Origin of the sequence: Streptomyces yerevanensis, from assembly GCF_000716805.1 — a bacterium.
Lineage (GTDB): Bacteria > Actinomycetota > Actinomycetes > Streptomycetales > Streptomycetaceae > Streptomyces > Streptomyces flaveus.
Window position 1 is genome coordinate 198,712 of the sequence record NZ_JNWJ01000006.1, and the last position, 20,942, is coordinate 219,653.

Genomic DNA, 20,942 nt, shown 5'->3' on the forward strand with positions numbered 1-20,942 from the left:
CCCCGAGGCGCCCGCCGTGTGGGGGCGGGCGCCCTTACAGAACCACACGCCCACGGAGCACGGCGTGCAGGCGTGTGGGCACCGAATATGCAGCTTCCTACTTGCTGGAAGCAGCGTCCTACTCCGCGCCCGCGGTCTTCACGGCGGCTGACTCCGCCGGGGCGGGGACCTCTATCGGGGGTCTACGGGGGATGAGGCTCGCGAGGGTGAAGGAGAGGACACCGGCGCCGACGCCCAGGGCCAGGACGGCACGCAGGCCGTTCTCCGTCGGGATGTGCACGCCGTGGAAGTCGGTGGTCATGTGCGCCAGGATCAGGCCGGCGACGGCGCTGGAGACGGTCGTGCCGATGGAACGCATAAGGGCGTTGAGGCCGTTGGCTGCGGCGGTCTCGGACACCGGCACGGCTTCCATGATCAGCGCGGGCAGCGCGCCGTAGGCGAAGCCCACTCCTGTCGCCACGATGCAGGAGGCCACGATGACCTGCCAGAGCCCGGACATCATCACCATGGTGAGCAGGTAGCCCGCTCCCACGATCACGGACCCGATCATGAGCGTCACCCTCGGCCCCTTGGTCTTGGTGATGCGCGCTCCGTACGGGGAGACCGCCATCATCGTCAGACCCTGCGGAGCCATGACCAGGCCGGTGGCGACCAGAGACTTGCCCAGACCGTAGCCGGTGGCCTCAGGCATCGTGAGCAGCTGTGGCAGCACCAGGTTCATCGCGAACAGGGCGAGGCCGAGCGCCAGTCCGGCGAGGTTGGTGAGCAGTACCTGCGGTTGTGCGGTGGTGCGCAGGTCCACCATGGGCTGCGGGGCGCGCAGTTGGAACCAGCCCCACAGCGGCAGCACGATCACGGCCACGGCGAACAGGGAGAGGACCGTACCGCTTCCCCATCCCCAGTCGGCGCCCTTGGAGACCGCGAGGAGCAGGCAGACCAGGCCCACCGCCATGCCGACCGCACCCATCAGATCGAAGCGCCCGCCTGTACGCACCTTCGACTCGGGCACCAGCAGGAACACGAGCCCGGCGGCGACCGCGCCGAGGGCCGCGGACACCCAGAACAGCACGTGCCAGTCGAAGTTGTCGGCGATGACCGCGGCGGCGGGCAGGCCCAGGGCGGCGCCGACGCCGAGGGAGCCGAGCATCGCCGCCGTCGCCGCGGGCACTTTCTCGGCGGGCAGTACGTCGCGCATGATGCTCACGCCCAGCGGCACCACGCCCGCCGCCAGTCCCTGCAACGCCCGTCCGACGAGCAGCGGACCGAGGGAGTCGCTCAGCGCGCAGATCACCGAGCCCAGCACCATCAGGCCGACGCCGAGCAGGAGCATGCGCCGCTTGCCGTACATGTCGCCGAGCCGGCCCGTCACGGGAGTGGAGACTGCGCCGCACAGCAGCGTGGCCGTGACGGCCCAGGCGGTGTCCGAGGCCTGGGCGTCCAGCAGTCGGGGCAGGAGGGGGACGATCGGGATCACCAGGGTCTGCGTCATCGCGCCGGCGATCCCGGTGAAAGCGAGTGTCGCCACCACGACGCCCAGACGTAACGACGGGAAATTCTGCGCCTGGGCGGTCGGCGGGTGTGTTCCGGACATGAGTGAGCCTTCCCTGTGGGGGGTGCGGGCTGAGAGCGGCCGCAACGGAATGGGCTGACGTCGGTGAGGACAGGGAGCAGGTGGGGGTTGCTCATTCGGGCGGTGGGCCCGTGCGCGCCGGCCTAAAGCGCGTTGGAGGCCAGTGCGTCGTGCCAAGGAGTGCCGGTAGCGATGGCCTGGCGCCACGGGCGGATGGCCTTGGGCGGCATGCCGACGGCGAGGACTCCGGTCAGCGTCTCGCCGGTGCGGTACGCGGCCACGAACCTGCGCTCGCTCAAGTCGCCTTCCATGACGGCCACTTCGTCGTGGCCGCGCAGATATCCGTACGCCTGGATCCTCATGTCGTACTGGTCGGACCAGAAGTAGGGCACCGGCGCGAACGGCTTGCCGGTCTCAGGGTGGAGCAGGTTACGGGCCGCGGCCATGCCCTGCTCGGCCGCGTTGGTACGGTGCTCGATCCGCATCGGTGTCCCGAACAGCGGGTTGTGCCAGCGGGCGACGTCCCCGGCCGTGTACACCTTCGGCGCGGCACGGCAGTACTCGTCGCAGAGCACGCCGTCGGCCACCGGCAGGCCGCTGCCGCCCAGCCACTCGGTGTTGGGAAGCGATCCGACGGCCACCAACACCTCGTCGGCCTCGACCAGTTCGCCGTCCGCCAGACGCACGCCGCGCTCGGTCACTCCGGTCACGGTGACCCCGGTGCGCAGGTGCACGCCATGGTCGCGGTGGGCCTGCGAGAGGATCTGTCCGACCTCCGTGCCAACCGCGTGGGCCAGTGGCACCGGGGCGGGTTCGAGCAGGACGACCTCCACACCGAGCCGCCATGCCACGGCGGCGGCCTCGGCGCCGAGGAAGCCGGCGCCGACCACCACCAGGCGGCTGCCCGGCTTCAGCCTCTCCCGCAGGGCGAGCGCGTCGTCGAGGGTGCGCAGGACGTGGGCGACACCGTCACCGGGAAGGCGCCGTGGCCGTACACCGGTTGCGATGACCAGTCGGTCGTACGGCACCGTCGAGCCGTCCGCCAGCCGCACCAGACGTGCGGCGGGGTCGAGGCCGGTCGCGGCGGCGCCGAGGCGCAGGTCGAGGCCGAGGGTGGCGAGGTCCTCCGGAGTCCGCAGGGCCGTCCTGTCGGCGTCCCACTGACCGGACAGGACCTGTTTGGACAGCGGGGGCCGGTCGTAGGGCGGGTGGAGTTCGTCGCCGACCAGGGTCAGCGTGCCGTCGTACCCCTCCCGGCGCAGTGTCTCGGCCGCCGCCAGACCGGCGGCCGAGAAACCGACGACCACAATCCGCTTCACCGCTCGGCCAGGCGGATCGCCGCGGCCGGACAGACGGCCACGGCCTCCCGTACGCCGTCGAGGAGTTCGACGGCGGGGTGCTCCTCCAGCACCACGGCGACGCCGTCCTCGTCTCGTTGGTCGAACACGTCGGGGGCGGCCATCACACACTGTCCGGCCGCGACGCATTTCGGTTCGTCCAGCTCCACGCGCATGGTTTCTCGTCCTCGGTTCTTCAGGGGTGGGGCTTCAGTGGGGGTTTTCAGGGGCGGCGGCCTTGCGGCTACCAGGCGACCGGCAGCTCGTACACGCCGTAGACCACCATGTCGTGACGGAAACTCAGTTCTTCCAGGGGTGCGGCCAGGCGCAGGTGCGGCAGCCTGCGCAGCAGCGCGGGCAGGGCCTCCTGCAGTTCCACGCGAGCGAGGGACTGGCCGAGACACTGGTGGACGCCGTATCCGAAGGCCACGTGTCCTCGGGCGTCGCGGTCGAGGTCCAGGACGTCGGCGGTCTCGAAGACGCTGTTGTCCCGGTTGGCGGAGGGCACACCGAAGACCAGCATCTCGCCCTCCCGTACGAGGTGACCGCCGACGACGATGTCCTCGGTCGCCACGCGCACCAGCATGTCCTGGGCGATCGTCAGGTACCGCAGGAGTTCCTCGACGGCGGCGGCGACCACCTTGGGATCATCGGTGTCGCGGATCCGGGCGGCCTGCCGGGGGTTCTCCAGCAGGGTCAGCGTGCCCAGCGCGATCATGTTGGCCGTGGTCTCGTGCCCTGCGAGCAGGAGGACCATGCTGTTCATGGCCACGTCGAGAGGGGTGAGCTCTCCGGTGACCACCCGCTCGGTGACCAGCCGGCTGATGAGGTCGTCCCCCGGCTCGCGCTCCTTGCGCTTTACCAGGTCCTGGAGGTAGCCGAACAGTTCGCCGCTCGCCGCCTTCCTCTCCTCCTGTGGGGTTCCCTTGCGCATCAGCGTGGCGCTGCGTGTCTGGAAGAAGGCGTGGTCGTCGTAGGGCACCCCGAGCAGCATCGAGATCACCAGGGACGGAATCGGCAGGGCGTACGTGCGCACCAGGTCCGCCGGCGGACCTGCGGCGATCATCTCCTCCAGGAACTGGTCGACCAGCGACCGGACATGCGGCCGCATCGCCTCGACCCGCTTGACGGTGAACTCGCCGGTGAGGGTGCGCCGGATGCGGGAGTGCTCGGGATCGTCCATCCGCGGGAACGCCTGCGGCTGGCCGTGCTGCTGGGTTTCCATCAGCTGCGGGTAGCGCTGTCCGTCAGCACTGAGCCGCGGATCGCCCAGTACCTGCTTGACATCGTCGTACCGGGTGACCGCCCAGGCGATGCGGCCGTTGCTCAACCGCACCTGGAGCAGCCCGTCGGCGCGCCGCCAACCGGCCTGCACGGGGGGTGGGTCGAAGGGGCAGCGGGGGGAACGCGTGCCGGGGTAGTCGGGAAGGCCGGTGCCGTCGTTCGGCTGGGTCTGGTCGGTCGCCGTACTCATGGTTGCTCCTGTGGGGGGGAGGGGGTGGACGAGCAGTGATCCGCCGGAGCAGGTATGCGAGGCGCCTGCTCATGGGTGGTGTGGTGCTCCGCAGCAGGTGGGCCATCTCCATGCCGGGGTCAGCGGGGATGAAGGAGTCGGTCTCGTCCCGGATCCGGTCGAGGTGGTCTCGTACGTCCTCAGCCGTCAGCGCCGGGTTGTGGTAGCCCTGCGTCCGTGCGACGAAGAACCGCGCGACCTGTCCGGCACCTGCGGTGTAGACCTCACCGGATAACGGGCAGTCCTCGTGGCCAGGAAGGCGACCACGGGCGAGACCAGCGCCGGGTCGAGGCTGCGGGTGAGGGTGTTCATCATCTCCAGGGCCGCGGGATCGACGGGCGGCCGTTCGCGCCGCCGGTCCGCGCGTCCGCCAGGGATCCGGCGAGCATGCGGGTGGCGGCGACCGGCCCTCGTGCTGCAGGGCGCCCGAGCCGTGTCACCAGGCGATCGGCAGCGCGTGGACGCCGTAGATGCTCATGTCGTTGCGGAACCTGATCTCCTCCGGCGGCACCGCGAGCCGCAGGCCGGGCAGCCGGCGCAGGAGCACGGGCAGGGCGATCTCGAGTTCGGCACGGGCCAGGACCTGTCCGAGGCACTGGTGCACGCCGTGTCCGAAGGCCACGTGTCCGCGGGCGTCGCGGTCGATGTCGAGGCGGTCGGGGTCGCTGACGAAGCCGGGATCCCAGTTGGCTGCCGCGAGGTTCATGACCAGGAGGTCACCGGTGCGGACGAGCCGGCCACCGAGCTCGATGTCCTCCTTGGCCACTCGAGTGACCAGGTTGTGCACGATCGTGAGGTGGCGCAGGAGTTCCTCCACCGCGGCCGAGACCACCTTCGGGTCGTCCGTGTCGCGGATCCGCGCGAGCGCGGCCGGGTTCTCCAGCAGCGTGAGGGTGCCCAGCGCGATCATGTTTGCGGTGGTCTCGTGCCCGGCGTTGAGGAGGATCAAGCTGTTCATCGCGAAGGTCTCACGGCTCAGCTGCCCTTCCTGGAGGTGCTCGCGCGCGACGCGGCTGATCAGGGCGTCGTCCGGCTCGCGTTCCTTCTTCCCGATGAGGTCGAACAGATAGCCGAAGATCGACTTCCTCGCCTTCTGCCTCTCCTCCTCCGTGGCGGTGCGGCTCATCAGGACGGAGGTGATGTCCTGGAAGTAGGCGTGGTCGTCGTAAGGCACTCCTAACAGCATCGAGATCACCAGGGAGGGAATGGGCAGCGCGTACGCCTCGACCAGATCCGCGGGGCTGCCGGAGGCGACCATGGTGTCGATGAACTCGTTCGCCATCTCCTCGATCCGCGGGCGCATGGCCTGGACCCGCTTGACCGTGAAGTCCTTGGTCAGCATGCGGCGCAGCCGGGCGTGTTCGGGGTCGTCCATCCGGGGAAACATCTGGGCGCCGGCCATGCTGCTCTGCTGCATGGGGACCTCTGCGCTGATCCGCGGGTCCGTCATCGCGGCCGTGACGTCCTCGTACCGGCTCACGGCCCAGGCGGCGTGGCCGTTCCAGTTCACCCGTCGCAGACCACCCGTCTCCCGCCACTCCCGGTACTCGGGAGCGGGGGCCAAAGGGCAGCGTGCGTCGCGGTCAGCGGGGAACTCGGGAAGACCGATGGCGTCATCGGTGCCGGTCGTGGTGGACATGGAACCTCCTGGAGCGTCGTGGGGGGAAGGCGCCGAGGTACTGGTGAGCGAGCCGTCGTGACCACTCGAAGAACGCAGAGGCACTACACGCGTCATGGACTGCACACAGCGCTCCGCGTTCGCCACTCACCGGATCATTCGCGAGCCGACATGCAGCGGTAACTGGCAGCTGACTGCCAGTTCCATGGTGCCCCTGATGCAAGTGGCAGTCAACTGCCTCTTGGTACTCTGTCTTCGTGGCCACAGATTCCGAGCGACTCCTGCGGACCGACGCAGCCCGCAACGCCGAGCGGATCCTGCGCTCCGCCCGCGAGGTCTTCGCCGAGAGCGGCCCCGACGCACAACTGGACGAGATCGCCCAACACGCCGGGGTCGGTATCAGAACGCTCTTCCGGCGCTTTCCCAACAAGGCCGTCCTCGCGAAGGCCGCATTAGAACAGGGCATCGCCGAGTGCATCGCTCCGGCCATCGAACAGGCACTCCTCGATGACGACCCGCTCCTGGCACTCAACTCCGTGATCGACGCCGCCATGTCGCTGGCCGCCCGCGAGCACAACACCCTGGCTGCCGCGAGAAACGCCGGCGCCGTCATCTCGGACGCCATCGGCCCGTACTACGCGTCGCTGACCCTCCTCACCCGTCGGGCCCAGGAGGTCGGACGCATCCGCGCCGACCTCGTACCGGACGACATGCCCAGAATCATGGCCATGCTCTTCAGCCTGCTGTGGACCATGGACCCGGCCAGCGACGGCTGGCGCCGCTACCTCTCCCTCATCCTCGATGGCCTGTCACCGGCGGCGGCGACCCCACTTCCCGAGTCCGTTCCGCTGCGGCCATCACCACGACCTGGAAACTGGCCGATCTGACGCGAGGGCCGAACGGCGCCCCTCGGCGAGACACTCGCCTCCGTCCAACGGACGGAACCTCCGTACGGCATCCCGGCACCCGTCGGCAGGTGGAACACGTCCGCCAAGGCTGCTTCGATGGGCGACTCCGAGGCGCGTTCAACCCCTTGGGCGCCCAAGATTCCACGAACTCGCGCGCTTCGACGAGCACTGAGACGAAGCACAGCGGGCACTGAGACGGGCACCGAAAAGCCATGCCCACATCGCAGCCCGCTACCTTCGGCCCCTCTGCCATCCTGGCCTCGTGCCGCAGCCGAGCCCCGTCACCCCCGACGCCCCCACCCCGATACGCACTCCCCTCCTCACCCAGCAGTGGCTCGATCTCGCCTTCGTCCACTGGGCCGTCGAACCGGCCCTCGTGGCGGGCCTGTTGCCGAGGGGAACCGTTCCCGACGCGCATGACGGAGTGACGTACGTCGGGCTCGTCGCCTTCCGGATGCACCGGGTCGGATGGCTGCGTCTGCCCGGGGTGCCGTATCTCGGGACCTTCCCGGAGACCAACGTGCGCCTGTACTCGGTGGACGCGCACGGGCGCCGCGGTGTCGTCTTCCGCTCGATGGACGCCTCCCGGCTGATCCCGGTGGTAATGGGCCGCGTCGGCTTCCGGCTCCCGTACCTGTGGTCCCGGATGACCGTCCGCTCCGCCGGCGACACCGTCACGTACACCAGTTCCCGCCGCTGGCCCGGCCCGCGCGGCGCGTACAGCCGCATCACCGTACGGACCGGTGAACGCATCGAGGAACCAACCGAGTTGGAGCACTTCCTCACCGCCCGCTGGGGCATGCACAACGCCTTCTTCGGCTCGGCGTCGTACCTCCCGAACGACCACCCGCGCTGGCCCCTGCACCGCGCCGAACTGCTCACCTGCGAGGAGAGCCTCATCACGGCGGCCGGCCTGCCCGCCCCGAGCGACGCCCCGGTCAGCGTCCTGTACTCCCCCGGCGTCCCGGTCCTCCTCGGCCGCCCGTCCCGCCCGGCGGGCATCCCGACTCCGTAATGATCACCGAACGGCGAGGCGGAGTGAACCCAGCCATGCAACCAGGAGCCGGCCCACTTCCTCGGGACGTTCCTGCTGCACCCAGTGACCGCAGTCCTCGAGGACATGGGAGGAGACCAGGCCGGGGAGGGTCGTCGGGAAGGCCTTGACCGCGTCGCCCAGCCAGGCGAGGGAGGCGTCCTTTTCGCCTGCGAGGAAGAAGGACGGCTGGGTGATCGGGGCTCCGTCCCACTCGGCGAGGTCCTCCCAGTCCCGGTCGACATTGCGGTAGCGGTTGAGCGCTCCGGTGAGTCCGGTGCGCTCGAACTCGCCTGCGTAGTAGTCGAGTTCCGCGTCGGTGAGCCAGGACGGCCGGGCCTTCACGAATCGGCCGGAGAGCTGTCCGCCTTCGGGGACGAAGAAGACGCTGCCGTCTCCTGACGTGGGCATCGTGTCGGCCGACAGCGTGGCGTAGAAGCCCGCCAACCAGCCCCGTACGTCCGGCTCGATCTCCGCCTCCGCCCGGCCGGGCTCCTGGAAGTAGCTGACGTAGAACTCCTCGTCCCCGCCGATCATGGCGAAGGCGTCGGTCGGCCGGATCGCGTTCCGTGGTGCGTACGGGACGCCGAGCAGTCCCACGGCGGTGAAGACGTCCGGCCGGAGCAGGGCGGAGTCGGCCGCGATGGTCGAGCCCCAGTCGTGGCCCACGATCACTGCGGTCTCCTCGCCGAGGGCGCGTACGACCGCGACGTTGTCTTCGACGTGTGCCGTCATCCGGTATGCCGCCACGTCGTGCGGCTTGGAGGAGCGCCCGTACCCGCGTACGTCGACGGCTACGGCACGGTAGCCCGCCGCCACGAGCGCGGGGAGTTGGCTGCGCCAGGAGTACCAGGACTCGGGGAAACCGTGCACGAGGAGGACCAGCGGGCCCCTCCCCTGCTCGACCAGATGGATACGGCCACCGGGGACATCCACCAGCCGATGCTGGACGTCCCCCGGTGTGTACGGGTCCGCGGCGTGCGACATACGTCCTCCTCGGGGTCGGAGATCCACTGACCTCGATCGTCGTAGGCACGGCTGCGTCGGCGCGAACAAAGTTGCTACTTCGGCAACAACACTCCCCTGCCGACCGCTCCCTCAGTACGCGCCCGACCGTCGGGATCCGGCCAGCTCCGAAGAGTCGGCGGGTCCGGTGAACCGGACGGTATGCCGGCACGTACTGAAGGAGGGCGTCCACCCTGCGTGGGCGCCCGCGCGGATGACGCTGTGTCAGGACAGGCGTACGGGAGCCATGGATGAGGCATGCACGACGGAACGTTCAGCGGTTCGCGCGGTTCGCCGCCATCGGCGGGCTGGTCTGCGGAGGGCTGATGGTCTCGCAGGCCATGGCGAGTGAGACGTCGGCCGAGTCGGACCGGCCGGGCGCCGTGAGCCAGGCCGCCGACACGGGCCGGGGGCTCGTCTCCGAGCTGGGCACCGAGCGTACGGCGGGTACCTGGATCGGTGCCGACGGGCGCCCGATGGTCGCGGTGACCGACGAGGAGGCGGCGGCCGACGTACGCAGGGCGGGCGCCGGGGCCAAGATGGTGGACCACAACATGCGCGAACTGCGGTCCGCCACCGCCACGTTGAAGGACTCGCCCCGGGTGTCCGGCACCTCGTGGTCGATGGACTACGCCAACAACCAGGTGGTCGTACGCGCGGACAGCACCGTCTCCGCCGACGAGTGGTCACGGTTGACCAAGGTCGCCGAGAGCATCGGGAAGTCCGTACGGATGGAACGCATCGACGGCACGTACACCACCCGCCTGAACGGCGCCGAGCCGCTCTTCGCCGGCGCGGGCCGCTGCTCGGCGGGCTTCAACGTGACCAACGGCCGGGCCGACTTCATTCTGACGGCGGGCCATTGCGGTCCCGAGGGCACCACCTGGTTCTCGGACCAGCAGGGCACCCAGCAGGTCGGGACGACCACGGACGTGGAGTTCCCCGGCACTGGTGACTACTCCCTCGTCCGGTACGACACCGGCACCGTGCTCGAGGGGCCCGATGTGGTGGCCGTCGGCAACGGCCAGGGCGTGCGGATCACCGGTGCGGCCGATCCGGCCGTCGGGCAGAAGGTCTTCCGCAGCGGGAGCACCACGGGGCTCCAGTCCGGCGAGGTGACCGGCCTGGACGCGACGGTGAACTACCCGCAGGGCACGGTCACCGGGCTGATCGAGACCACGGTGTGTGCCGAGCCGGGCGACAGCGGCGGCCCGATGTTCGCCGACGGCACGGCGCTGGGCATCACCTCGGGCGGCAACGGGGACTGCGACAGCGGCGGTACGACGTTCTTCCAGCCGGTCACCAAGGCGCTGGACACCCTCGGCGTACAGCTGGCCGCCGATCCCGATTCGGCGGGCGGCCAGCAGGCGACGCCCTCGGCCCGCGACGACGACGCGGGCGCGGGCGACGACGCCGACAACGGGGCGGGCGCGGCCGTGCCGCCCGGCGGGGCCTCGACCGCGCCCGGAGGCGTGGGGTCGGTGGAGACGGTGCCCGAGGGCGGGGCGGACGACGACGCCTCGTCGCTGGTCGCACGGATCGCGGAGTACCGGAATCTCGGGCCGGGGCTGCTGGTCATCGCCGGAAGCCTGATCGCGCTGGTGGCGATCCAGATCCGTATGGAGCGGGGACGCAGGCAGTACCGCAGCGAGTACTCACAGAACTGGGGCTGACGTGAGCGCCGTACGGTGAACGGTTTACTGGAGGAATGACGCTTCCCGGCCCAGCGCCCGACGACCACGACCGCGCCCCTGTCATTGTCGGCACCACCGGCTCCTTCGCGCGGAGTGTGCTGGACGAGCGGCATCCGGCCCTCATCGAGCGGGTACGGCAGGCCACGCCGTACCCGCCCGAGCAGCAGCGCGCGCTGGACGCCCTCCTGGAGGAGATCACCGAGGGAGTGATCGAGCCGCTGGACGAGGCCGAACCGGGTGCCGAGCAGTGGCGGGACGAGCCGCACTACGGGCAGCGCTGGCCGGACGTCCCCTTCCTGTGGGCTGAGAGCTTCTTCTACCGCAAGCTCCTGGCTGCCCTGCGGTACTTCACGCCGGGCCCGTGGCAGGGTGTCGACCCCTTCGCCCCGTTCAAGAACGCCGAACTCACCAGCTCCAAGCTCGACGACGAACTCTCCGCGCTCGACCGCCTCCCCCAGCTCCCCTCGGAGGAACAGGACCGCACGCTCCTGCACTCCTCCCTCTGGGGCAACCGCGCGGACCTCGGCTTCCAACTGTCCGCGGGCGCCGAGGGGTTGGGTGCCCGCGTCCCCGGACTCGTGGTGGACGACTCGGCCGCGCTGTGGCAGATCCTGGCCACAGCACAGCCCGGCAAGGTCTGCCTGGTGGCCGACAACGCCGGACCCGAACTGCTCCCCGACCTCGTACTCGCCGACCATCTGCTGACCACGCGCCGCGCGACCTCGGTCGTCCTGCACCTCAAGCCGTACCCGTACTACGTCTCCGACGCCACCACCGCCGACGCCCTCGCCTGCCTGGACCGCCTGGCCACCGCGTCCGGTCACGCGGCGGACGTCGGCAAGCGGCTGCGGCAGGCGATCACGAGCGGCCGCCTGATTCTGCGTACCCACCCGTTCTCCTGCGCACCACTCCCCTACGCGGACATGCCGGACGACCTCCGCCGCGACTTCGCGTCCGCCAGGCTCACGATCATGAAGGGCGACCTCAACTACCGCCGCCTCGTGGGCGACCGGCACTGGCCCGCCACGATCCCCTTCGCCGAGGTCACCGCGTACTTCCCGGCCGCGGTAGCGGCGCTGCGCACGCTCAAGTCGGACGTCGCCACGGGCCTGCCGCCCCGCACGCTCGAGCAACTGGATGCGACCGGGGAAGCCTGGCGCACGAGCGGAACGCACGCTCTGATCCAGGTGAGTGTCTGACCCTTCGCCTCGACAGCCTGGAGACCGAGTGCGTGGGCTGGTTCCGAGTCCGGCATCGTGGGCGTTCGTTTTCTGGCAGGCTCAGGTCATGCGTGCAGAGTTTCGGCGCCGGGCTGGAGGCTTGTGATGGAGACGCTCGACTCGCAGGATCCCCTGTCCGTCGCGGTGACCCAGGCGATCCGTGGAGGTGACGTGGCGGCGCTGCGGCAGTGCCTTGCCGAGCATCCCGGCCTCGCCACCACGCGGATCGTCGAACGCGGCCCGGGTGCCGGGAGCCGGACGCTGCTGCACATCGCCGCGGACTGGCCCGGTCACATTCCCCACGGCCCCGCGGTGGTCGCCACGCTCGTGGCGGCGGGCGCGGATCCCAACGCCCGTTTCGGCGGGGCCCATTCGGAGACCCCGCTGCACTGGGCGGCGAGCAGCAACGACGTCCCCGTGCTCGACGCGCTCCTCCAGGCGGGCGCCGACATCGAGGCCCCGGGTGCCGTGATCGGCGGCGGTACGCCACTCGCCGACGCGCGCGGTTTCGGCCAGTGGCGGGCCGCGCGCCGACTCGTCGAACTCGGAGCGCGTACGACGCTTCAGGACGCCGCCACGCTCGGTCTGCTGGACCGGGTGAAGGCCTTCGTGGAAGGCCCCGGACCGGCCGACGACAAGCCGGCGGAGCACGAACCGGTCGACCACGACGCCCTCACCCGTGCCTTCTGGGGCGCCTGCCACGGCGGCCAACTGGCCACCGTCGAGTACCTGCTCGCGCACGGCGCCGACCTCGACTGGATCGGCTACGACGACAAGACCCCGCTCGACATCGCCCGCGCCTCGGACGCCGACGCAGTCGTTCGGTGGCTGCGCGATCAGGGAGCGAAGGGGCGCGCCGAACTGCCCTGAGCGTCGGCGCGCTCAGCGGACTTCCGGCGACAGCAGCCACGTGAGTACGAGCATGGTCTCCAGGTGCCGTTCGGGATCCGGGCAGGTGCCGTCCGTCAGTTGGGTGATCTGGCGCAGGCGGTAGCGGACGGTCTGCTCGTGGACGTGGAGGCGTTCGGCGGTGAGGACGGCGTTGTCTCCGCAACGGAGGTAGACCAGCAGGGTTTCCAGGAGGGGTTCCCGGCGGCGGGGCGGGAGTTCGAGCAGCGGACCGAGCAGGGTGGTCGCGGCGGCTTCGAGGAGGTCGCCCGACTGGAAGGCAGTCAGGACGGCCAGGTGGTCGACGCAGCGCAGCGGCGCGTCCGCGGACAGCACCCCGCGATCGACCAGGTCAAGACCGCGCCGCGCCCAGCGCAACGACACCGCGCCCTGGTCCACGGGCACCGCGGGCCCGAGTGCCCCGCCCTTGGCCTTCGGCAGCCAACGCGGGCCAGGATCACGGGGGTTGGGCAGGATGAGGTACGGCGCGGCGGGGCTGCGGTCGGCGAGCACCTCGGGCGGCAGGACATGCATCTGCGGGTGGTCCCCCGGCGGCAGGGCGAGCACGGCGAGGGTGCGCGGCAGCTGCCACCCGGCCGCCGAGGCCAGCTCGGCGAGCGGCCGCGGCCCCTGCCCGGGCTCGGTGACCAGCGCGTCCCGCAGCCGGTCCCGCTGCACGTCGACCGGGTCACGGCCGCACACGTCGGCGTACCCGCGCGAGGCCGCCGCGATGACCGTACTCATCAGCTCGAAGGCGTCCTCGGTCATCGTCCCAAGGACGGATTCCGGCCAGCCCTCGCGGTACGCGTCCTCGATGAGCCGGCGGCACGCCACCCGCCCTCCCAGGTCGAGCGCGTCTCTCAGCATGTCGAGGGGGTGGCCGAGGCGGCCGTGCTGGGCGCCGATGGCCTCGTACAGGGCGATGAGCTCGGCGATAGTGGCGGGGCCGGGCCGGGGCACGTCGTGGAGCGAGACGAAACAGCTCACCGTCCGGTCGATGACCTGACGTACCGAAAAGCCGTCCGTGTCGTCGGCGATGTGCGTGTAGTCCGGCAGCCCGGAGCGTACGGCCTTCTCCATCTCGTCGACGACGGCCGGCATCTGCCGCAGCAGCATCCGGCGCATCTCGCCCGGGAGCGGATCGGCGTCCTGTGCGTTCGCGAGGGTCAAGGTGCCTCCCGTGGATTCCCGTGGGGCTGAACAATCCTGCGTGACTCCTGTGACGTGCGCCAGATTTCGCGCGAGCGCACGGCGAAGGTGTCATCCGCCTTACACTCCAGACCACGATGACTCACCTTCTCGTGCTAGCAAGGGAGTTGCCACGTGTCAGCTGCTGAGCCGTTCTTATCCAGGCGTCCGTGGCATGAACTGCCGCCGGCCCTCGCCCCGCGTCTGCGCACCCGGCTGCCGGAGCTCACCACGGAGATGGTGCAGGCGATCCGCCGGGAGGTACGCGACTACCGGCAGCCGTTCGGCTCCGCCGTGGCCCGGGATGTCGCCGAGGCGGTGCGTCTGGCGGCCACTCAGTTCACCGAGCTGGTCGAGGAGCCGGATGCGCCGCAGCACCACTATGTGCCGCGTTTCAGAAGGCTGGGCAGGCTGGAGTACCTGAGCGGGCGCGGTATGGACGGGCTGCAGGCCGCGTACCGTATCGGCGCCCGGGTGGCGTGCCGCCGCTATGTGGACGTGGCGCGGGACGCGGCGCTGTCGGGAGAGATCGCCGTTCCGCTGAGCGAGGCCGTGCTCACGCATATCCACGCGATGGCCGGGGAGTCGGTGACGGGTTTCGAGGAGGCGCGGGCCGGTGCCGCCGACGACGTCCTGCGCAGCCGTCGGCTGCTCGTGGCACGGCTGTTGCAGCGCCGCCGCGATCCGCTCGCGGAACCGTTGCCGGACCTGGCCCGCAGGGCCGCCTGGCCGCTGCCGGAGCGGGTCCGCTGCGTGCTGCTGCCCGCCTCCGTCAAGGTGCCCGGCCTCGACGCCGATGTCCTGCGGGTGACCAGGGACGATGAACTGCATCTGGTGGTGCCCGACGAGCGGCTGCTGACGGCCTTTCAGGGCACCGGTGCGGCGGTGGGCCCGGCCGTCCCCCTGGAGGAGGCCTGGATCTCGCTGCACTGCGCCCGGCTTGCCCGACGCCTGGGACGGACCAGCGCCCAGGACCACCTCGCGGAGCTGCACCTGCTGCACGGCTCCCCGATCGGAAGTCTCCTGGCCGACCAGGTACTTGAGCCGTTACGGGACCTCCCGCCGGGCAAGGCCGGGCGCCTCACGGAGACGCTCGACGCGCTGCTCGCCTCCACCGGGCGTACCGCCCCGGAAGTCGCCGCCGCGCTGGGCATCCATCCGCAGACGGCCCGCAACCGACTGCGTCAGCTGACCGCGCTGTACGGCGACCGGCTCGACGATCCGGCGTTCCGCTTCGACGCGCAGCTCGCGCTGCGCAGCAGGTCGGCAGGGCGTTCCTCGCTCCTCTGACAAACTCCCGTACAGAATTCAGCAGTTGAACGAGAAGCGGTACTGAACTTCTGTCAGCATGCTCAGCCGCATGAGACATGCGAGCACCCGCACCGTGAAACGACTCGGTCTGCTCTCCGGCGCCGCCGCCCTGGCGGTGACCGGTGCGAGCCTCCTCCCCCAACAGGCGGAGGCCGGCCCCACGGACTTCCAACGGGGTCCGGCGCCCACCGAGCAGTCCATCACCGCCGAGCGCGGCCCCTTCGCCACGGCCCAGACCACGGTCGACGGCCCGAACTTCAACAAGGGGACCGCCTACTACCCCACCGACACCAGCCAGGGCACGTTCGGGGCCGTGGCGATCAGTCCGGGGTTCGCGTCGCCGGAGGCCGTCGTCAGTTGGTACGGCCCCCGCCTCGCGTCCCAGGGTTTCGTCGTACTGACCCTGGAGACCAACTCCGGCAGCGACCTGCCCGACTCCCGGGCGACCCAGTTGGTCAACGCGCTCGACTTCCTCGTCCAGAGCAGCTCCGTGAAGGACCGTATCGATCCCAATCGCCTTGCGGTGATGGGCCATTCGATGGGCGGCGGCGGCTCGCTCAAGGCCTCCGAGCTGCGTCCTTCGCTCAAGGCCGCCATCCCGCTCATGCCGTGGAACAACGACAAGACCTGGCAGGGCGACCGGGTACCCACGATGATCATGGGCGCCCAGAACGACGCCATCGCGTCGCCGGCCTCGCACGCGAAGCCGTTCTACGACAGCCTCACCTCCGCACCGGAGAAGGCGTACCTGGAGCTGAGGAGCGAGGGCCATCTGGTCGCGGTCTCACCCAACGTGACGATCGCGAAGTACAGCATCGCCTGGCTGAAGCGGTTCGTCGACGAGGACGTGCGCTACGAGCAGTTCCTGTGCCCGGCCCCGACAGCGAACCTGCAGATCAGCGAGTACCGGAACACCTGTCCCACGGGTTAGCCGGACCGGCCACGGAGCACACGGCTCAGCCGGCCCGGTCACGGAGCACGATCTCCGCCCAGAGGGAGTCGTGGTCGGAGTAGTCGCTGTGCTCGGTCTCGCTCCAGTTGACGGTGGCGGACGGGGGGACGAAGAGGTAGTCGATCTTTTTCAGGCCGAAGGTCGCCTCACCGGCCCGGCAGGGCACCGTCCAGTTGTTCATGTGGTTGCCGCAGGGACTGTCGGCTTCCTTGAACTCCCCCGCCGCCCCGTCCCCGTAGTCACGGTGGTAGAAGCTGTCGGTGGGCGCGGCATCCGGCGTCGTGTTGATGTCGCCCATGAGGAACTTCTGGTATCCGCGGTAGGTGGTGGCCAGAAGCCGTTTCGCCTCGGCAGCCTCCATCCGACGGGCTTCCTGGAGCTCGGGAGCAGAACCGCTCGACATATGGATCGAGCACACGGCCAGGCGCCGTGCTTGCGAGCGTACGCAGAGTATTTCGCGCTGTTCGCGACCGGCCGGTGAACCGAGGTCGTGGCCACCGCCCGCCTCAGGCGTGAAGCCGAGGTCGTCGCGGTAGAGGAGGGCGTTGCCGAATGCCGAGTCGTGCCAGCACTTCGCCGGGGTGCCGACCTCGGGCACCACCGGGTCGAACACCGCCGTATAGCCGGGCAGTCGGCTGTCGAGCCGCTCCGTCCAGTCCTGGCATCCCTCCTGGATGGACACGAAGGCCGGCCGGCGATCCTTGACGGTGCGTACGAAGTCGTCGGCGGCCTCGTCGCCGGCCGTCCCGTACTTCGGGTTGCCGCCCGCCATGTTGAACGTGCCGAGCCGGTACGTCGTCGCGGCCGGGCCCGCCTGGATGGGTGCCGGGCCGGGCGGTGCGGGCTCCGGGTTCGCCCGCAGGGGTGCCGCGCTGGAGGGCAGGCCGACGAGCAGGACGAGGGAAGCCGCCGCCAGGACGACCCGACGGCGGGACGAAGGCGGAGCAAATCTCGTTGACGCTGCCATGTACGCAGTGCCCCCCTCCTGCTCCGCTGCCCCACCACCATGGCACAGCGCCATCCTGCGCTGGAACAACAGGAGTTCTGGTCAGGTGATCCACACGGTGGCCGAAACTCGCCGTTACCGCGGGCATAGTCGACCGGGCCGCACCGTGGGGCGTGGGGCGTGGAGGGGGCACTCGTTCGTCACCGCCGCGGACATGAGGGACCCCCGTCACCCCGGAGGTGTCGCCCCCAGGGCCACGAGGGGCCGGGGTCAGGACTGCGGCGGGCGGTCCTGACGCTGCTCGCCGCCGAACTGGTCCTTGAGCTTGTCCTGGGCGGTGTCGACCTGACCGCTGTACTTGCCCCGGGTCTTCTTGTCCACGAAGTCGCCGCCCTTGTCGATGCCCTTGGACGTCTGCTCCGGGTGGCCCTTCAGCATGCTCTTGATCTTGTCCATCATGGACATGAGACATCCTCCTGATCAGTGCACCCCCCACCTATCCAGGGTCACCGCAGGTGGGGGGTTTCGCATCCCAGGGAGGCAGGGTCGAGCCGGGCCGCCGGAGGGCTACGCCTCCGTACGACACTCGGGGTGGCCCCAGCCGTCGGGGTTCTTGGCGATGGTCGCGCCCGCCGCGTAGGGGCGACCGCAGCGGCAGCGGCCCGGGAACTTGGCCTTCAGTGTGCGGGACGACGAGGCGGAGGAGGTGCGCTTTCGGGCGGGCGCGGCCTTCTTGCCGCCGCCGGACGGGGGCGGCTCCGGCGATCCCTGCTCGCTGCCCGCGGGTTCCTGGACGAAGGCGGCCTGGCTCGCGGCCCGGTCGGCGAAGTCGTTGAGCGGGTCCCCGCCGACCTGGTGCGCGGGTACGTAGCGGAAGTCCACCTCGCGGCCCGCCAGCAGCTCGTCGATGCGTACGACGAGGTCCTGGTTGGCCACCGGCTTGCCCGCGGCCGTCTTCCAGCCGTTGCGCTTCCAGCCGGGCAGCCAGCTCGTGACGGCCTTCATCGCGTACTGCGAGTCCATCCGGATCTCCAGCGGCACGCCCGGCTCGACGGCCGCCAACAGCCGCTCCAGCGCGGTGAGTTCGGCGACGTTGTTGGTCGCCGTCCCCAGCGGTCCGGCCTCCCACGCGACGGGGGTCCCCGTCGCGTCGGCGATCACCCAGGCCCAGCCGGCGGGCCCTGGGTTTCCCTTCGACGCCCCGTCACACGCGGCGATAACGCGTTCAGCCATGCGTACGATCATGCCAGAGCGCTCCGCTGGGTTTTGCGGTTCCAAGCTGCGGCTCGTTTCGAAACTGCAGTTCGTTGTGGCTGGTCGCGCAGTTCCCCGCGCCCCCAAGGAAGGCCTGCGGCCTCCTCAGGGGCGCGTGCGCGAACGGATCACCGTCCGTCCCTCATGCCTCGCTGTATGTTGAACCACTGTGGGAGACCAAGGAGGCGCACCGGTGCCATCGCCGCAGCGGGCTCGCGCGCAGGCGTCCGCGATCAGTTCGGGAAAGCCGGTGCCCGAGGCGGAGGCCGCCCCCACGTCACGGCTGCGGGCACTGTTCGACGGGCCCCGGCTCTCCCCCGGCCAGCGGCGTATCGCCCAGTACCTGATCGAGCACATCACCGAGGCCGCGTTCCTGTCGATCACGGAGCTCGCCGACCGGGTGGGTGTGAGCCAGCCGTCGGTGACGCGCTTCGCGACGGCGGTGGGTTTCAGCGGCTATCCCGCCCTGCGGGAGCGGCTTCAGTCGATCGCGCTCAGTACGCTCGCGTCCGCGCCCGACGCCGCCGAGGAGGCCCGCCCGAACGAGCTCCAGGCGGCCGTCGACGCGGAGATCGACAACCTGGAGAACCTGCGGCGCGACTTCGCCGATCCCGAGCAGGTGATCGAGGCCGGCCGCGCGCTGTCGCAGTCGACGCCGCTCACGGTCTTGGGCCTGCGGATCTCCGGCTCGCTGGCCGAGTACTTCGCGTACGCCGCCCGCCGCATCCACCCGGACGTCCGGCTTGTGACGCGGGGCGGCAGTGTCGCGTACGACGCACTGCTGCAGTCGCGCGAAGCGGGCGGGAGCTGGGTGCTGGCCTTCTCCATGCCCCGGCACGCGCACGAGACGCTCACTGCCCTGCGGGTCGCCCGGCGCGCGGGACTGCGCGTCGCCCTGATCACCGACCTGGCGCTCGGCCCGCTCGCCGACGAGGCGGACGTGGTGTTCGCCTCCGGCACCGGCTCGCGCCTCGTCTTCGACTCGTACGCCGCGCCCGGCGTGATGTCCGCGGCCCTGCTCCAGGCGATGACCGACGCGGATCCCGAGCGCACACAGGCCCGCCTCGACGAGTACGAGCAGGGCGCGGAACAGCACGCGTTCTTCCTCAAGGACTGAGTGGTCGCCTGCCGCAAGGCGTGATTCGGGCGTATTCAACGATGCCTTCACATGAATTTTTTCATGCGCTTGCGTACCCGACGGTATATATGAATACTTCTCGCTGATCGGGAGTCCCCCGAACCGCCCGCCGCCCCGGAAGCGATGACGATGTCCCTGACGTACTCACCGATCAGCACGGACTGGCCCCGCCAGGTGAAGACGCCCGGCAACCGGGACTGGGAACGATCGGCGGCCAAGTGGCTGCGCGAACTGGTGCCGTCCCGCTACGGCAGCTACCCGCTGCTGATCCGCGAGCCCGTTCTGCTCGCCCGCCACGCGCAGATCCAGCTCCAGCAGGAGATACGGGTCGTCCGCACCGCGCTGCACAGCGCCCGGGCCGAGCTGCCCTCCATGGGGATGCCGGAGTCCGTCATCGAGCACACCATCAAGCTGTACGCCGCGGAACTCACGCAGCTGAACCACATCGCCCGCGCTGTACGCGTCGTCACCCAGGCCCTGGTGGACGGCAACAGCGGACGCACCGGACGCTGAGCCGACCAGGCGCCGCACTGCGACGCATGGCACTGAGTTCCCTGCGAACAGCGCACTGAGTGCCATTTCGCCTGGCCGATGCTAGGTTTCCGCACATGACCGTTCCCAAGCCGCCGATGCGGGACGCGCTCGTGGCGGCTGCGTTCCAGTTGTTTCTGGAGCGGGGGTACGAGCAGACCACCGTCGATGACATCGTGGCGCTCGCCGGGGTCGGACGGCGGTCCTTCTTCCGGTACTTCCCGTCGAAGGAGGACGTGGTCTTCCCGGACCACGAGCGCTGCCTGGCCGATATGACCGAGTTCCTGGGCCGAGGCGGCGACGAGCACGATCCAGTGGCGCGGGTCTGTGACGCGGCGCGGCTCGTACTGCGCATGTACGCGGAGAACCCGACGTTCTCCGTTCAGCGTTACCGCCTCACCAAGAAGGTCCCGGGGCTGCGCACGTACGAACTCTCGGTGGTCTGGCGATACGAGCGGGCCCTCGCCGAGTATCTGCGCCGGCGCTTCGCGGGGCAGCCCGACGGAACCCTGCGGGCCGATGTGATCGCCGCGGCCGTCGTCGCCGCGCACAACAACGGGCTGCGGTCGTGGTTGCGTTCGGACGGCGAGAGCGACGCGAGCGCGGAGGTCGACCATGCGCTCGCCCTTGTGCAGCGGACCTTCACTCCGGGCGCCGGGCCCGAACCCGCGGAGGACGTCGAGGACGTCGTCGTGCTCGTCTCCCGGCGCGGGGCGCCGATGTGGCGGGTGGTCCAGGAGATCGAGGCGACGCTGGGACACCCTCCCGACCGACAAAACTGAGGGAACTGAGTGCCTTTACTGGTGGCACTCCGTGCCATACGCTGGATTCAATGC

At 70.2% G+C, this 20,942-nt stretch carries 20 protein-coding genes; 10 read left to right on the forward strand and 10 right to left on the reverse strand.

What is annotated here, in order from left to right; translation table 11 throughout:
* Window positions 1-118: 118 nt before the first annotated feature.
* The 5 genes from OP79_RS08160 to OP79_RS08180 form a co-directional block, all read right to left on the reverse strand.
* Window positions 119-1,591, reverse strand: a complete 1,473-nt coding sequence (locus OP79_RS08160) for an MFS transporter (protein ID WP_051744498.1) — start codon at window positions 1,589-1,591, stop codon at window positions 119-121.
* A gap of 122 nt (window positions 1,592-1,713) precedes the next feature.
* A complete protein-coding gene (locus tag OP79_RS08165; RefSeq protein ID WP_211270759.1) occupies window positions 1,714-2,889 on the reverse strand; it encodes an NAD(P)/FAD-dependent oxidoreductase in 1,176 nt (391 codons plus the stop codon).
* Window positions 2,886-3,083 (reverse strand): ferredoxin, encoded by a 198-nt coding sequence (locus tag OP79_RS08170; RefSeq protein ID WP_033319311.1) that lies wholly within the window; start codon window positions 3,081-3,083, stop codon window positions 2,886-2,888. The genes OP79_RS08165 and OP79_RS08170 overlap by 4 nt, the downstream gene beginning before the upstream one ends.
* Before the next feature lie 68 nt (window positions 3,084-3,151).
* Window positions 3,152-4,381 carry a cytochrome P450 gene (locus tag OP79_RS08175; protein ID WP_033319312.1) on the reverse strand — a complete coding sequence of 410 codons (1,230 nt, stop codon included), beginning with the start codon at window positions 4,379-4,381 and terminating at the stop codon, window positions 3,152-3,154.
* 475 nt (window positions 4,382-4,856) lie between these two features.
* The gene (locus OP79_RS08180; protein WP_033319313.1) at window positions 4,857-6,059 is read right to left on the reverse strand and encodes a cytochrome P450; all 1,203 of its coding nucleotides are present in this window, start codon (window positions 6,057-6,059) and stop codon (window positions 4,857-4,859) included.
* Between the two features lie 236 nt (window positions 6,060-6,295).
* Between OP79_RS08180 and OP79_RS08185 the strand changes: the two genes are divergently transcribed.
* Together OP79_RS08185 and OP79_RS08190 are read left to right on the forward strand one after the other, a co-directional pair.
* Window positions 6,296-6,925 (forward strand): TetR/AcrR family transcriptional regulator, encoded by a 630-nt coding sequence (locus OP79_RS08185; RefSeq protein WP_033319314.1) that lies wholly within the window; start codon window positions 6,296-6,298, stop codon window positions 6,923-6,925.
* Between the two features lie 283 nt (window positions 6,926-7,208).
* Entirely contained in the window at window positions 7,209-7,961 is a 753-nt protein-coding gene (locus tag OP79_RS08190; RefSeq protein WP_033319315.1) for a YqjF family protein, read from the forward strand.
* A 3-nt stretch (window positions 7,962-7,964) separates the two neighbouring features.
* Here the strand turns inward: OP79_RS08190 and OP79_RS08195 are convergent, their stop codons facing one another.
* Window positions 7,965-8,966 carry an alpha/beta fold hydrolase gene (locus OP79_RS08195; RefSeq protein ID WP_033319316.1) on the reverse strand — a complete coding sequence of 334 codons (1,002 nt, stop codon included), beginning with the start codon at window positions 8,964-8,966 and terminating at the stop codon, window positions 7,965-7,967.
* Between the two features lie 269 nt (window positions 8,967-9,235).
* Here OP79_RS08195 and OP79_RS08200 point away from each other — a divergent pair, with 269 nt between their 5' ends.
* The 3 genes from OP79_RS08200 to OP79_RS08210 all read left to right on the forward strand — a co-directional run bounded on the left by OP79_RS08200 (window position 9,236) and on the right by OP79_RS08210 (window position 12,768).
* Window positions 9,236-10,657 carry a S1 family peptidase gene (locus OP79_RS08200; protein WP_033319317.1) on the forward strand — a complete coding sequence of 474 codons (1,422 nt, stop codon included), beginning with the start codon at window positions 9,236-9,238 and terminating at the stop codon, window positions 10,655-10,657.
* Window positions 10,658-10,692: 35 nt separating this feature from the next.
* Complete coding sequence (locus tag OP79_RS08205) at window positions 10,693-11,877, forward strand: damage-control phosphatase ARMT1 family protein (RefSeq protein ID WP_051744499.1); 1,185 nt, start codon at window positions 10,693-10,695, stop codon at window positions 11,875-11,877.
* Between the two features lie 126 nt (window positions 11,878-12,003).
* A complete protein-coding gene (locus OP79_RS08210; RefSeq protein WP_033319318.1) occupies window positions 12,004-12,768 on the forward strand; it encodes an ankyrin repeat domain-containing protein in 765 nt (254 codons plus the stop codon).
* 12 nt (window positions 12,769-12,780) lie between these two features.
* Here the strand turns inward: OP79_RS08210 and OP79_RS08215 are convergent, their stop codons facing one another.
* Entirely contained in the window at window positions 12,781-13,956 is a 1,176-nt protein-coding gene (locus OP79_RS08215) for a PucR-like N-terminal domain-containing protein (protein ID WP_051744500.1), read from the reverse strand.
* A gap of 153 nt (window positions 13,957-14,109) precedes the next feature.
* Here OP79_RS08215 and OP79_RS08220 point away from each other — a divergent pair, with 153 nt between their 5' ends.
* Both OP79_RS08220 and OP79_RS08225 read left to right on the forward strand, forming a co-directional pair.
* Window positions 14,110-15,264 carry a PucR-like N-terminal domain-containing protein gene (locus OP79_RS08220; RefSeq protein WP_157857288.1) on the forward strand — a complete coding sequence of 385 codons (1,155 nt, stop codon included), beginning with the start codon at window positions 14,110-14,112 and terminating at the stop codon, window positions 15,262-15,264.
* A 70-nt stretch (window positions 15,265-15,334) separates the two neighbouring features.
* Complete coding sequence (locus tag OP79_RS08225; RefSeq protein WP_106972328.1) at window positions 15,335-16,216, forward strand: poly(ethylene terephthalate) hydrolase family protein; 882 nt, start codon at window positions 15,335-15,337, stop codon at window positions 16,214-16,216.
* A 25-nt stretch (window positions 16,217-16,241) separates the two neighbouring features.
* Here the strand turns inward: OP79_RS08225 and OP79_RS08230 are convergent, their stop codons facing one another.
* From OP79_RS08230 to OP79_RS08240, 3 genes are all read right to left on the reverse strand, one after another.
* Window positions 16,242-17,204 (reverse strand): endonuclease/exonuclease/phosphatase family protein, encoded by a 963-nt coding sequence (locus OP79_RS08230; RefSeq protein WP_033319321.1) that lies wholly within the window; start codon window positions 17,202-17,204, stop codon window positions 16,242-16,244.
* A 249-nt stretch (window positions 17,205-17,453) separates the two neighbouring features.
* Entirely contained in the window at window positions 17,454-17,648 is a 195-nt protein-coding gene (locus tag OP79_RS08235) for an antitoxin (protein WP_033319322.1), read from the reverse strand.
* A 102-nt stretch (window positions 17,649-17,750) separates the two neighbouring features.
* Window positions 17,751-18,428 (reverse strand): ribonuclease H family protein, encoded by a 678-nt coding sequence (locus tag OP79_RS08240; protein WP_033319323.1) that lies wholly within the window; start codon window positions 18,426-18,428, stop codon window positions 17,751-17,753.
* A gap of 202 nt (window positions 18,429-18,630) precedes the next feature.
* Between OP79_RS08240 and OP79_RS08245 the strand changes: the two genes are divergently transcribed.
* From OP79_RS08245 to OP79_RS08255, 3 genes are all read left to right on the forward strand, one after another.
* Complete coding sequence (locus tag OP79_RS08245) at window positions 18,631-19,554, forward strand: MurR/RpiR family transcriptional regulator (RefSeq protein ID WP_033319324.1); 924 nt, start codon at window positions 18,631-18,633, stop codon at window positions 19,552-19,554.
* 150 nt (window positions 19,555-19,704) lie between these two features.
* On the forward strand, window positions 19,705-20,088 hold the full coding sequence (locus tag OP79_RS08250) for a hypothetical protein (protein WP_189321839.1): 384 nt from the start codon (window positions 19,705-19,707) through the stop codon (window positions 20,086-20,088).
* A 116-nt stretch (window positions 20,089-20,204) separates the two neighbouring features.
* Window positions 20,205-20,888, forward strand: coding sequence for a TetR family transcriptional regulator (locus OP79_RS08255; protein WP_078491679.1), 684 nt, complete (start codon window positions 20,205-20,207; stop codon window positions 20,886-20,888).
* The last annotated feature ends 54 nt before the right edge of the window (window positions 20,889-20,942 follow it).

What these genes read in the sequence shown, in the direction of transcription:
- OP79_RS08255 (WP_078491679.1), top strand. Translation starts at nt 20,205, where the DNA reads ATGCGGGACGCGCTCGTGGCGGCTGCGTTCCAGTTGTTTCTGGAGCGG.
- OP79_RS08160 (WP_051744498.1), bottom strand. Translation starts at nt 1,591, where the DNA reads ATGTCCGGAACACACCCGCCGACCGCCCAGGCGCAGAATTTCCCGTCG.
- OP79_RS08235 (WP_033319322.1), bottom strand. Translation starts at nt 17,648, where the DNA reads ATGTCCATGATGGACAAGATCAAGAGCATGCTGAAGGGCCACCCGGAG.
- OP79_RS08200 (WP_033319317.1), top strand. Translation starts at nt 9,236, where the DNA reads ATGAGGCATGCACGACGGAACGTTCAGCGGTTCGCGCGGTTCGCCGCC.
- OP79_RS08180 (WP_033319313.1), bottom strand. Translation starts at nt 6,059, where the DNA reads ATGTCCACCACGACCGGCACCGATGACGCCATCGGTCTTCCCGAGTTC.
- OP79_RS08250 (WP_189321839.1), top strand. Translation starts at nt 19,705, where the DNA reads ATGTCCCTGACGTACTCACCGATCAGCACGGACTGGCCCCGCCAGGTG.
- OP79_RS08240 (WP_033319323.1), bottom strand. Translation starts at nt 18,428, where the DNA reads ATGATCGTACGCATGGCTGAACGCGTTATCGCCGCGTGTGACGGGGCG.
- OP79_RS08205 (WP_051744499.1), top strand. Translation starts at nt 10,693, where the DNA reads ATGACGCTTCCCGGCCCAGCGCCCGACGACCACGACCGCGCCCCTGTC.
- OP79_RS08170 (WP_033319311.1), bottom strand. Translation starts at nt 3,083, where the DNA reads ATGCGCGTGGAGCTGGACGAACCGAAATGCGTCGCGGCCGGACAGTGT.
- OP79_RS08210 (WP_033319318.1), top strand. Translation starts at nt 12,004, where the DNA reads ATGGAGACGCTCGACTCGCAGGATCCCCTGTCCGTCGCGGTGACCCAG.
- OP79_RS08175 (WP_033319312.1), bottom strand. Translation starts at nt 4,381, where the DNA reads ATGAGTACGGCGACCGACCAGACCCAGCCGAACGACGGCACCGGCCTT.
- OP79_RS08230 (WP_033319321.1), bottom strand. Translation starts at nt 17,204, where the DNA reads ATGGCAGCGTCAACGAGATTTGCTCCGCCTTCGTCCCGCCGTCGGGTC.
- OP79_RS08195 (WP_033319316.1), bottom strand. Translation starts at nt 8,966, where the DNA reads ATGTCGCACGCCGCGGACCCGTACACACCGGGGGACGTCCAGCATCGG.
- OP79_RS08225 (WP_106972328.1), top strand. Translation starts at nt 15,335, where the DNA reads ATGAGACATGCGAGCACCCGCACCGTGAAACGACTCGGTCTGCTCTCC.